The sequence below is a fragment of the Psychrobacter sp. APC 3281 genome, assembly GCF_030407815.1.
Lineage (GTDB): Bacteria > Pseudomonadota > Gammaproteobacteria > Pseudomonadales > Moraxellaceae > Psychrobacter.
In genome coordinates, this window is sequence record NZ_JASDCS010000014.1 from 50,256 (window position 1) to 61,894 (window position 11,639).

Annotated in this window: 9 protein-coding genes; 2 read left to right on the forward strand and 7 right to left on the reverse strand. The window is 43.8% G+C overall.

The window, feature by feature from the left end:
* Nucleotides 1–156: 156 nt before the first annotated feature.
* The 3 genes from QL886_RS12400 to QL886_RS12410 all read right to left on the reverse strand — a co-directional run bounded on the left by QL886_RS12400 (nucleotide 157) and on the right by QL886_RS12410 (nucleotide 2,684).
* The gene (locus QL886_RS12400) at nucleotides 157–804 is read right to left on the reverse strand and encodes an aminodeoxychorismate/anthranilate synthase component II (RefSeq protein WP_290178957.1); all 648 of its coding nucleotides are present in this window, start codon (nucleotides 802–804) and stop codon (nucleotides 157–159) included.
* A 72-nt stretch (nucleotides 805–876) separates the two neighbouring features.
* On the reverse strand, nucleotides 877–2,295 hold the full coding sequence (locus QL886_RS12405) for an anthranilate synthase component I family protein (RefSeq protein WP_290178959.1): 1,419 nt from the start codon (nucleotides 2,293–2,295) through the stop codon (nucleotides 877–879).
* Nucleotides 2,296–2,408: 113 nt separating this feature from the next.
* Nucleotides 2,409–2,684 carry a Trp family transcriptional regulator gene (locus QL886_RS12410; RefSeq protein ID WP_101205190.1) on the reverse strand — a complete coding sequence of 92 codons (276 nt, stop codon included), beginning with the start codon at nucleotides 2,682–2,684 and terminating at the stop codon, nucleotides 2,409–2,411.
* A gap of 502 nt (nucleotides 2,685–3,186) precedes the next feature.
* On the opposite strand from QL886_RS12410, the gene QL886_RS12415 reads away from it, so the two are divergent.
* Nucleotides 3,187–5,259 carry a TonB-dependent receptor gene (locus QL886_RS12415; protein WP_290178961.1) on the forward strand — a complete coding sequence of 691 codons (2,073 nt, stop codon included), beginning with the start codon at nucleotides 3,187–3,189 and terminating at the stop codon, nucleotides 5,257–5,259.
* A gap of 162 nt (nucleotides 5,260–5,421) precedes the next feature.
* A complete protein-coding gene (locus QL886_RS12420) occupies nucleotides 5,422–6,756 on the forward strand; it encodes a PepSY-associated TM helix domain-containing protein (RefSeq protein WP_290178962.1) in 1,335 nt (444 codons plus the stop codon).
* A gap of 429 nt (nucleotides 6,757–7,185) precedes the next feature.
* Here QL886_RS12420 and QL886_RS12425 read toward each other — a convergent pair whose 3' ends face one another.
* The 4 genes from QL886_RS12425 to QL886_RS12440 all read right to left on the reverse strand — a co-directional run bounded on the left by QL886_RS12425 (nucleotide 7,186) and on the right by QL886_RS12440 (nucleotide 11,435).
* Nucleotides 7,186–7,956 (reverse strand): ATP-binding cassette domain-containing protein, encoded by a 771-nt coding sequence (locus QL886_RS12425; RefSeq protein ID WP_057761234.1) that lies wholly within the window; start codon nucleotides 7,954–7,956, stop codon nucleotides 7,186–7,188.
* Nucleotides 7,957–8,033: 77 nt separating this feature from the next.
* Nucleotides 8,034–9,119, reverse strand: a complete 1,086-nt coding sequence (locus QL886_RS12430; RefSeq protein WP_290178963.1) for an iron chelate uptake ABC transporter family permease subunit — start codon at nucleotides 9,117–9,119, stop codon at nucleotides 8,034–8,036.
* Between the two features lie 96 nt (nucleotides 9,120–9,215).
* Complete coding sequence (locus tag QL886_RS12435) at nucleotides 9,216–10,154, reverse strand: iron chelate uptake ABC transporter family permease subunit (protein WP_290178966.1); 939 nt, start codon at nucleotides 10,152–10,154, stop codon at nucleotides 9,216–9,218.
* A 228-nt stretch (nucleotides 10,155–10,382) separates the two neighbouring features.
* Nucleotides 10,383–11,435, reverse strand: a complete 1,053-nt coding sequence (locus QL886_RS12440; protein ID WP_165598517.1) for an ABC transporter substrate-binding protein — start codon at nucleotides 11,433–11,435, stop codon at nucleotides 10,383–10,385.
* Nucleotides 11,436–11,639 lie beyond the last annotated feature (204 nt).

Genomic DNA, 11,639 nt, shown 5'->3' on the forward strand with positions numbered 1-11,639 from the left:
CCTTGGGATGTCCATGCCCATTGTAAAGTTTGCCTGTACAGGAGCTACAGCTGAACTGACAGACGTCATTAGCATTAAGCTCAAGAGCAACGCAGTATGTCTGAGTAAGCTGAAAGTATTTAGGCTTGAGCTAGACATGGAGATGGACATATAGGTTTACACCTGCAATAAAAAGTTACTCAGCAAACGCTTAGCGCCTTCAGTGGCAAATGACTCAGGATGAAACTGTACGCCTTGGATTGGGTACTCTTTGTGCGCCAGTCCCATAATCTCATCACCAGTCAACGCTGACTCAGCAAAGCTCAATTCAGCACGGCTGTCATTGGCGACTACCGAGGTAATCGTGAGACAGCTTGGGATGGTGTCGGCTTTTACCACTAACGAGTGATAGCGCATGATCTCAAGCTCTTGTGGTAAGCCTTGATAAATACCTGAATTATCATGGCGAATTGATGAGACCTTACCATGCATCGGCACACTGGCGCGTACCACGTCACCGCCAAATACATGAGCAATGCCTTGCATACCCAAGCAAACGCCTAGTAGCGGCACAGTTTTGCCTAGTGTTTCAATGACCTCGCTACAGATACCAAAGTACGCGGGATCATCAGGGGAGCCAGGGCCAGGTGAAATGATAATTCTATCAAGATTCATCGCTTCTACGTCTGCTAAGGTGATTTCGTTATTGCGTTTAACGATGACGCTGGCTTCTTTATCACTGTCTAAGGTTTGCAAAATCTCGCCCACATACTGGTAGAGATTAAAGGTAAACGAGTCGTAGTTATCAATAATTAAAACATTCATGGGTCATAAACTCTTCTGTAAAAATAGTGCTAGGTAAAATATGGTCAATGTATGCAGTACTTCTAGTAGCAATTATGATTGCATAAAGCTATCTAATACGACTTTCATCGCTGACAGTTTACGCTGAATCTCTAAGTACTCATCAGCTGGGTTTGAGTCGTAAACGTTACCACCGCAAGTTTGAGCGTAGGCAGACTCGCCATTGATAAAGAGACTGCGAATAGGAATAGCAAAGATACAATCACCATTGAAATTGAACGATCCTAATGCACCGCCGTAAGCACCGCGACCATCCGGCTCTAGCTCGTTGATGACTTTGATGGCTTCTACTTTAGGCGCGCCTGACAAGGTACCAGCAGGGAAGTTACTGGCAAGCGCACTAAACATGTCTTCGTTAGGATGCAGGATACCGACGATTTCAGAAGAAATATGCTGCACGTGAGAGAAGCGTTTGATATCCATCAAGCTACGTACTTTTACCGTACCAAATCGTGCCACACGGCCAATATCATTACGATGCAAATCAACCAACATATTATGCTCGGCAATTTCTTTGTCATCGTTGAGCAAGGCGCGGGCAAGCTTACGGTCCTCTATTACATCGGCGCCGCGCTTGGCAGTCCCTGCAAGCGGATAGGTTTCCATTTCACCTTGACGCAAGCGGAATAGTAGCTCAGGAGAAGCGCCAATGATGCATTGTTGCGCAAATTTCATAAAATACATATGCGGTGATGGATTGACAGCGCGCAACTTTTCATAAATCGGCATTTTGTCACCGGCAATACGATATTTAGATTTAAAGCCTACCTCGCACTGAAAAATACGCCCAGCGATGATATCTTCTTTGACTTGCATAACGACATTGGCATGCTCTTCTTGGCTCATGCCATCACCTAAAAATTCAACTTTAGGCGCTTCATAGCTAGGCGTTGGCTCATCGAGTAGGGCTTTGATTTGCTCGATGCGGTTTTCTTGCTGAGCGGTCGGGTAATAAAAGTAAAAGATTTCCCCAGTCATCTTATCCAGCGTCAATCCATCTAGATACACGCCAAACTTAAAGGGCTCAAAGTCTTCACTGGCTTTTGCATTGAGACTAGGTTCAAAGAAATTCACGCAGTCATAACCCAAATACCCGACCAGACCACCACTTTGATCGCGAGCAATAACATGCTGCGGCGTTATATCACGCAGTAGCTGATAAGGGTTGTCGGTTTGATAACGGCTTGTCTCAGCAGTTTTATTATCGGTAATGGCAAGTGTGTTGCGGTCTAATGCGGCGATAGTCGTCACAGGGTCAAAGCCAATCGCATGGTGGCGCGATATATGGCTGTCTTCACCTAATGATTCGAGCAAATAGCAGGTATCAAATGCGCTTTCGATACGTTTGAATAATGCAAAAAAATCGATATCTTGCGTCAGTTTGATGCGTTGTGGTTTGCTCGGAATATCGATAGGAGCAGGTTTGGTCTGTGTGCGAGTACTAGAGGTCATAACAAGTCCGAAATGGTTCAAATATGTGTTGATTACTAAGTGTCGATTAATAAGTGTTGATTAATAAGTATAAGTTTCGCCAGTAAAAAGTTAGATAGTATCGTCGTTAGAGGCTAAGAGTGATCTCTATGAGTAGCCAGTAACGCGCTGACATCATGGCTTTGCTTGGCCTTGGCACCGCGAGAGACAGTGGCGATACCAACACCTAATTGCTCAGAGATATCACGCTGGGTGTTACCACGATCTAGCAAATCAAAAATCCGAATACGATTGGCAATGTCATGCTGTTCTTTATCCGTCAGCAGGGCACTAAGCAGCTTTTCGATATCTGCGCTATCAGTACAGTTGGTCAAATGTTTCACTAAGCTCTGATAAGGATCGGTAGTCATAATAGGTAATCTTAGCCAAAGAAAATAGATAGGTCGTTTATTGAGCAATTTTTCGCTTAGAACTATCTTGTTTCAGTATTCTAGTACAGTAGTACAAGAAAAACAAGTGATGAGCCAAGTTAACAACAGACTGCTATAAACTTGATCAGTTCCTACGCCTGACTACGTATAGCCTTAATGCATAGCCAGAATTATATTGAATGATTATTTTATAACCAGTATCGAAGCATTTTTATACCCCCTCAGCATATTAAGATCTAAAACTGAGAATTTATTATATTAATTATTGCCAAAGTGTTAATACTTCGTTATTATGCCTCTCATTATTTAAACGCTAATCATTATCATTAACATTAATCATGTTATTCGCATGATGAGCTTAAGCGTTTTCAAGACATTCCATCTTCTGGTAGGCACTATTTTGAGGGTTTTCGATGATAGCCCTTAAAAATAATTCTAAAAATTCTAATTTCTGATAATAAACAAAGTGAGTAAATGTGTTATGCGCGAAGTAAAGTTATCTAGTCAATTGACAGTATTGTCTATCGGTGTCGCCGCTGTATTGTGGACGCAAGCTGCCAGTGCCGCAACGGCAGCAGATATGCCAAATACGACATTGCAGACTATCACTGTAACAGCGAATAGCTCAGTACGTGACGCTGTACAAGAAGACTCTGTCTACATAGATGACTACACCCCAGCTGCACAAGCCAGCCATTTGAGCGATTTTCTGGACGTTGTACCAGGAGTGAGCGTGGGCGGTACCTCATCGGTCAACCAACGTATTCGTGTACGTGGTCTTGATGATACCAATCTAAAAGTAACAATTGATGGCGCGCGTCAAGAAGGCGCATTGTTCTACCATATGGGTGATGTCACTATTGATCCAGATCTGCTAAAACAAGCAGAAGTATCAGTGGGCAATAACTCAGTGACGCTAGGCAATGATGCCATCGGCGGTGCGGTTGCTTTTGAGACAGTCGACGCGGCAGATTTACTTAAGCCAGGTCAAAAGGTAGGTGCTAAGCTGCATACAGGCTATGCTAGCAACAATGATGAACTGCTAACTTCTGCCACTGTATATGGTGCGCCAACAGAAAATGTTGATTTACTGGCTTATTATGGCAAACGCAATGCGGACGCTGGTGAAGACGGTAAAGGCCGTAAAATCCAAACGGAAGACAGCGAAGGCGAAAACATCCTATTAAAAGCTGGTGCTTATGTCGGTAGTGATCATCATGTAGGCGCTAGCTTTAGCCGTACCGAAAACAAAGGCAAATTCCCATTACGTCCAGATTTTCCTGCTGGTGGCTGGAACCCAATCATCCCGCAGGAAGTCAAACGCGATACCTATGCGCTTGACTACGCTTACAACCCTGCCAACCAGTTGGTCAATGTAGATGCCAATGTCTATCAGACCAGCACGCAGATTTTGCGTAACTCTGATGGCGAACCTGGGTTTGAGTTTGATGCAGAAGTCCAAACCACAGGCGTAAAAGTACAAAACACCAGTATCGTCGATAGCAGTATTATTAACGGTGTGCCAGGTGTTCATAAGTTAATCGCTGGGGTTGAGCATTACAAAAAAGAATCTGAGATGACACGCGACTTTGGTAATGCGAGCACCGATGAAGCAACCAATACGTCTGTATATCTAGAAGACCAGTGGCAAATGGGTAAGCTTAGCTTAACGCCAGGCGTCCGTTATGACCGTTATGAGTCTCCAGAGTATGTATCGGCTGGCAAGACTTACGACAATGTCGTTGGCGCATTGGCTGCTAGCTATGAGATTGCACCGCGCACCCAGCTATTTGCAAGCTATACGCAGTTATTTAATGGTCCAGATCTTAGCCAAACGATTTTTAACACTGATGGCGCTGATACGTACGTGAACAATGACCTAAAAGCAGAAGAAGGTGACAATGCAGAAGTCGGTATTGCTACAACGCTGCGTGGTCTGACAGTGGCTGATGACTCTTTAAAACTAAGTGCTAAGTACTTTGAAACCAATATCGAAAACTATATTGAGTTTGTACGTGCAGGCAATGGTAGAGTTGGTTTAGATTGTGCGACTGGACAGTTAAACGGTAGCTGCCAAGGTGTTATTAATAATGACGAAGATTTCAAAATCAAAGGTGTAGAGCTATCGGCCGACTATCGTGCAGATAACTTCAACATGGGTCTAAGCTATGCTCGTGCGAGTAGCAAAGGCGAGGATACGGGTTATAATATCTCTTCTGTCAGTGGTAGTGGCTCTGAGTCTGGCGATAAGTACATGGTCAACTTGGGTTATGCTCCAACCAACACTACCGAACTTGGCTGGCGCAGCACTTATGTCGCCGATGTGACACCGAATACCGCTGATGATGACAACGAAAAACCAGGCTATGACGTGCACGATATCTTTATGACTTACACGCCAACTCAAATCGAAGGTTTAAAGGCCACACTAGGTGTATACAACATCTTTGATGAGACTTATGCAAGCCATGCGTCACGTAACTCTATTGATGATGACTATACTGATTTTGAGATGGGACGTAATATCAAAACGTCTTTGACTTATCAGTTCTAATCTAGCTTATCGAATTTAAGTCTAATCGTACTTATAAAGTCAGCTGTCTTACACGGGAGCTGGCTTTTTATTGCCTACTAGCTTTTACATTGGCTACAACAGTAATGATGTATTAACTGATAAGTACCTACTAAAACAACATATGACAAAGAACTACGACTAATGATTTCATTCAATCCTCGTCAAGCTTGCCTATGGCTCCATCGTTATACTGGGCTTGCTATGGCAGCTTTTTTAATTATCACTGGTATTACTGGCACGTTATTGGCATTTCATGACGAGCTAGACGATATCTTCAACCATAAACTGGCTCAGGTTGAGAAGCAAAACGCATCACATCTGCCTATTGCCGAGCTTCATAACAAGGTCATTAGTGCGTACCCTCAATATGCTTTTTCTAGCATGCCAACCTCGATAGCAGCAGAGAGGTCAGCTGTATTTTCGGTAGATAGAGCACGAGGAAAAGCCGCCCAAAACCAACCAAAAGCACCGTTTCAACAGGTTTATGTCCACCCTTATACTGGCGATATCATTGGTACTCGTGATAGAGATGAGTGGGCATGGCACAACACCATGTGGAAAGTGTTTTGGTTACATCGCGATTTATTACTGGGTGATATTGGAAAATTGCTACTAGGGATTGTCGCGCTCGTGTGGACAATTAATTGCTTTATTGGCTTTTACTTAACGTTTCCTAGAGCGATCAAGAAAAAAGCACAAAACCAAACCTCGCCTAAAAAACGTGCCTCCTTTTTAAAACGTTGGTTACCAGCGTGGAAAATTCGTACTAAAAGTAATACGTTTAAATTGAATTATGATCTACATCATGCTTTTGGATTATGGCTTTGGGGGATCTTGTTTGTCATCGCGTGGTCGAGTGTTGGTTTTAATTTAAGAGAGGTCTATCAACCTGTGATGCACGCTGTCGTAGGGCTTGAAGGTAGAGAGGAAAGACAGGAGAACTCAAGAAAACCATCAGAAAAAGCTGAGCAGGCGTCTGGTACAGAAACAGCGACTAGAGTTGAGGTTGTAAACAATGAGGCTGTCGATGTCGAAGCTGTTGATGTGGTCAACAAAGCCAATAGTATTGCTTATTTGAGTGAGCAGGCAAACACCGCTGCCCAAAGCAAGGGTATGATAGTACGGGAGTTTTTAGGCATACGTTGGATTGAGGATGAGGGTCAATGGCAGCTGCGCTTTAAGACAGATAAGGACATTGGTAAAAAAGGCGGTGCATCATCCATCACGGTCAATGCAAAAACGGGTAGCGTTGAACAGGTGAACTTTGGCTACCAAAACTCATCATTTGGTAGCAAAACCAACAATTGGTTGTTGACCCTACATATGGGTCATATTAGCCATGGCATTGGCTACTTACTGTATCAAATATTTTTAGCACTGGTAGGTTTGGCTGTGACAGTGTTGTCAGTTACTGGCGTCTATCTGTGGTGGAAAGGGCGTCAAAGTCGATTGAAGGCGTTGCAAAAGGGTAGGTAATATTGCCAGATTTCTAGGGTATATTTTTATTTAGATAGCTATCTGTTGAATCAAAGGTATGCCCTAGTTATCACTTGAATTGCAAAAATATTGTGTATGCTATCGAGACAGTAAAAATGAAGAAAGCAAACGTCTCACCTATCATGACCCATTTATGCCAACTATTATTTTCATCGTAGTTCTTTGTGTAATCTACTGAAGAGATATTTTGAGTAAAATCCATAGGAATAACTACCAATCTTAAAGCATATAAGGTCATTCCTAACCAAAAAAAGGTATTTGATATCTCCTTATTTAGAGCATAATAAATGAACAGGCAAAGGCTAATCATTAGAATTAATAGAGATAGGTTTTTGTAGTTTATCCATCGATTATTTAATAGCGCTCTATGCATCTATAATTTCTTTTATTATTTGCGAAGTTCTTTATTTAAACCGTATCAACAATCACTGGACGCCCCTGATGACTTAGGACAGTGACATCGACGTTGTATAAATCTTTCATCGTCTCTTTAGTAATAACATCAGCAGGGCGACCAACAGCCGTCACTTCTCCTGCTTTCATCGTAACCACTGTATCGGCAAACTGTGCTGCTTGATTGATATCGTGTAGGACGATTACCACGGTTTTTTGCTGATTGTGGCTAAGCTGACGTAGTTCACGCATGAGTCGACCAGCATGATACATGTCTAGGTTGTTCAGTGGCTCATCGAGCAATAGATAGGGCGTATCTTGGCAGACAATCATAGCGATCAGCACGCGCTGTCGCTGTCCACCCGATAGCGTTGACAAAAAACGCTCGGCAAGTGGCTCAAGCTCAAAGCGCTCGAGGATTTCCTGTACTTTTTGCTGATCGTCAGCGGTCGGTTGTCCTTGATGATAAGGATAACGACCAAACATCAGTAGCTCATGCACGCGCAGGCGTCCTTGCACATGATTGTCTTGCCCGAGCATAGCGACCGTCTTGGCCAGCGTCCGCGCCTGACAGCTGACAATATCACGTTCCTCATTATCTACAGCGAAGCTCACCTGCCCAGATTGTAGCGGCTGCAAGCGAGCCATAACAGAAAACAACGTGGATTTGCCCGCACCATTAGGCCCAATCAACGCAATCACCTGCGCCGTTGGTAGGGACAACGTAATGTCATGCAAGATTTGTTGTTTGCCAATATGGTGAGAGATATTATTCAGTTTAATCATAGTCAGTCTTATTTAAAAAAGTCTTAGGGTCTTCTCTATCAACAGCATCAGCTAAATAAACAATGTCGGCTAAGTAGTTACAGCGAACGGCGCTGGGACATAAATATCAATGCTAAGAACATCAATCCGCCCGCTAGCTCTATCACCACTGACAATACGCCTGCCATATCTAGCACTTGCTCAAAGATAGTCTGACCCAGTACTAAGCAAATCATAGCGACCAAGCTGACCAATATCAGCCGCTCAGTGTGATACATATGTCGCGCGATACGATTGGTCAATGCGCAAACCAATAGACCAAAGAAAGTTACAGGACCGACCAGTGCAGTGGCCGTGGCAACCAGTACAGCGATGACAGTTAAGAGACCAAATGCCAGACGTTGATAGTTGATACCAAGGTTGACGGCCTGTGTTTGTCCGAGCATCAACACATCGCATTGGTAACGCCAGCGCCACACAAATATCGCAGTGATGGCACAGATAAATAAGCTGATACCTAATAGCTGAGGGTTGACCGTATTGAACTGCGCGTAGCTAGCGGACTGTACGACCACAAAATCATCAGGGTTAATCAGCCGTGCAATGAGTGCTGATAAACTGCGAAACAACACACCAAAGATAACGCCCACCAATATTAGCCGCGTCAAATCCTGACTGCTCTTAGAAAATAGTAGCTTAAATAATAATAAAGAGGCCCCAAACATCAGAACAATCTCTAGCGTGAACTTGGCAATAGGATCGAGACTGGTAAAGCTAATCGCACCTAAAAAGAAAACCAGTAAGCTCTGCAACAGAACATAGAGTGAGTCAAACCCGAGTAGGGAAGGCGTTAGAATTGGATTATGAGTCAACGTCTGAAACAATAACGTCGACACGCCAATCGCATAGCCAACCACCATCAGTGCCAGCAGTTTTTTGCCGCGTAATGGTAGCGCAAAGTCCCAATAGCCATTGACATTGAGTGTCATAAACAAGGTCATCGAGATAAGTAGAATAATAGCTGCTATGGATTTTGGATGGGCAGCTATCCATGCCCAAAGCTTTGCTAACTGACCTTGTGCAGCGGCTGAATACTGACCATCTGCTGAAGATGAGTTATCTATCGCTGTGCTGGTTTTGGTAGCATCAGTCTTGGTGGAAGTAAGCTTAGTTGATGAGAACATACAAAAATCCTATGGTGCCAAGCTTATCTAATAAGGCAAAAAATGAACGACGGTAAGTGAGTGCTTCAAATTAATACACAGTTAGTGAACATGGTGCTACTGCTCAGCTGGTGCACGTAATAACAGCCATAAAAACAGCACCGTACCAACCACACCAAAGATAGTGGCGACCGGCACTTCAAATGGGTAGCGAATAGAGCGTCCGATAATATCGCATAACAACACTGCTGAAGCACCAAGTAGGGCAACTGCTGGCAAGCTGCGACGCAACTTATCTCCCATTAGACGGCTCACAATGTTTGGCACGACCAGCCCAATAAAAGGAATCATGCCTACAGTTACGACCACGACAGCGCTCATCATGGCTACCATACCCACGCCAATCCAAGTAACTTGACGCTTACTAATACCCAAGTTTAAGGCGATATTGTCACCCAAACCAACGATGGTCAGCTTGTCAGCAATAATATAAGCCAGCACACACAGTCCACCCGTAAGCCACAACAGCTCATAGCGCCCTGCCAATACGCCCGAAAAATCACCAAACTGCCAAACACTGAGCATCTGTAGCGATTCGGTTTGATAGGCGATAAAGGTAGTGACAGCTTCAATAATGCCGCCGAAGACAATGCCAATCAGTGGAATCATCAAAAAATCAGTAGGCGGAATGCGGTGAATGAGCAGCATAAATAGCATCATGCCAAAAACGGCAGCAATGGTTGCCACGCCCATTTTGACAATGAGCGCACTGGCAGGGAACAGCAGACTGACCACCAGCAAACCAAGTGCAGCACTCTGAGTCGCACCGACCATAGATGGCTCTACAAAGCGGTTTTTTAGCACTACTTGGATAATCATCCCAGCCACAGCCATTGCAATGCCAGTCAAGATAATGGCGATGGTGCGCGGTATGCGGCTAACCAATAGCAATGAGCTATCAGAATTAGCACTCTGAGTCAGCAAACTCTGCAAGATACCTGTCCACGAAAAGTCAGCTACCCCAATAGATAAGCTCAATAACACCAAAAGCCCCATAAGAATGAGGCTTGCTGTATTGATGAACCACGGTGGTATGACAGTACGTCGATGTAACGCATTGCCAGTACCGCTCTGCCAACTTGATGCTGATGGAGCAGTACTGGATTTGAGCCTAGCATGAGTACGGTGTGAAAATAACGACATAATCTCTACTGGCTTAAAAATGAGCAGGGTTAACGGTAATAATACCTACTTGTACAACAATCGTTTTTATCACTAACGACATTATTTAGCGTTAGTAAAAGCATCTTTGATCGTCGTTAGATCCTGCATCCATTGGTAGTAGCCGCCAAATGCTAAGTAAGAATCTGGGCTCAAATAAACCACTTGCTGCTTGCTCCATGCATTGCTCTGAGCAACTAGTGGATTGTCTAATACGGCCTTGGCACCAATACCGTCTTCACCAATTGCAGCACTACGGTCGATGACAAATAACCAATCTGGATTGGCTTTTTGGATATATTCAAATGATATTGGCTGACCATGAGGCGCATCGGCAATTTTGTCATCTGCCATTGGTACACCTAACACAGTATGGATAAAACCATAGCGAGACTTGTCACCATAGGCTGACATTTTATTGCCATTGACCATGACGACTAGGCCAGTGCCTTTATTTTCTTTCGTTAGACTTTTGGTCTCAGTGATGAGTCCATCGATGTTCTGTTGTAGCTTAGCGGCTTGATCGCTTTTACCAAACAATGCACCTAGATCATGCAGGCGCTGCTTGCTTGACTCATAGATATTTGCTGTATCAATACTCATATCCAATGTCGGCGCGATACTTGATAGCTCGTCGTATTTTTCTGCCATGCGTGAACCGACCAAAATAGCTTGCGGCTGCATTGCATTCAACGCTTCAAGATCTGGCTCAAACACAGTACCTACCGATTTTGGATCAGGCTGCGTTTCTGAGTGTAGGTTCTTTAGTAGTAGACCGCCAGGCATACCATCGACCGCCACATCTAGCGCCGCCAAGTCTTGCATCAACGTCATGTCATAAACGACAAGTGGCGATGGGTTCATGGCCAGCTCAACATCACCTTTTACGGTATTGACCATGATTTTCTCAGCAGATACAGCGTCATTATTAGCAACGTTCTGTGATTCATCAGCCGTTGGGTTTTCGGTTTTGGCGTCTGCTGGCTCAGAGTCATTAGATTCAGGCGAGCTACATCCTGCCACTACCGTAGCTAATAATGCTGTCATGGCAGCAGTCAGTAATGGACGTTTGAAAAAAGAGGCGGTAGATCTGCTAGATAATAAGGGTGTCGGCATAATGAACTCGGTCTATCAAAAAATGTTTAAGCAATTGTCTAAAATAATTGCAAATGAATGACGCTAAAAATATTAAGTCTGAAAGATGCTGAGATAAAAAACATAAAATAAATAGTCTACTTAGGGCGTGTCCTCAATTCAAACGAGTATCCTCTAAATGGGCTAAAAACAGCTAAATTTTGCCAAACATCGTCAAATAGTTGG

Excerpts from the sequence above, each read along its gene's own strand:
- QL886_RS12430 (WP_290178963.1), bottom strand. The coding sequence starts at position 9,119 with ATGTTCTCATCAACTAAGCTTACTTCCACCAAGACTGATGCTACCAAA.
- QL886_RS12440 (WP_165598517.1), bottom strand. The coding sequence starts at position 11,435 with ATGCCGACACCCTTATTATCTAGCAGATCTACCGCCTCTTTTTTCAAA.
- QL886_RS12410 (WP_101205190.1), bottom strand. The coding sequence starts at position 2,684 with ATGACTACCGATCCTTATCAGAGCTTAGTGAAACATTTGACCAACTGT.
- QL886_RS12425 (WP_057761234.1), bottom strand. The coding sequence starts at position 7,956 with ATGATTAAACTGAATAATATCTCTCACCATATTGGCAAACAACAAATC.
- QL886_RS12435 (WP_290178966.1), bottom strand. The coding sequence starts at position 10,154 with ATGGGGCTTTTGGTGTTATTGAGCTTATCTATTGGGGTAGCTGACTTT.
- QL886_RS12405 (WP_290178959.1), bottom strand. The coding sequence starts at position 2,295 with ATGACCTCTAGTACTCGCACACAGACCAAACCTGCTCCTATCGATATT.
- QL886_RS12420 (WP_290178962.1), top strand. The coding sequence starts at position 5,422 with ATGATTTCATTCAATCCTCGTCAAGCTTGCCTATGGCTCCATCGTTAT.
- QL886_RS12415 (WP_290178961.1), top strand. The coding sequence starts at position 3,187 with ATGCGCGAAGTAAAGTTATCTAGTCAATTGACAGTATTGTCTATCGGT.
- QL886_RS12400 (WP_290178957.1), bottom strand. The coding sequence starts at position 804 with ATGAATGTTTTAATTATTGATAACTACGACTCGTTTACCTTTAATCTC.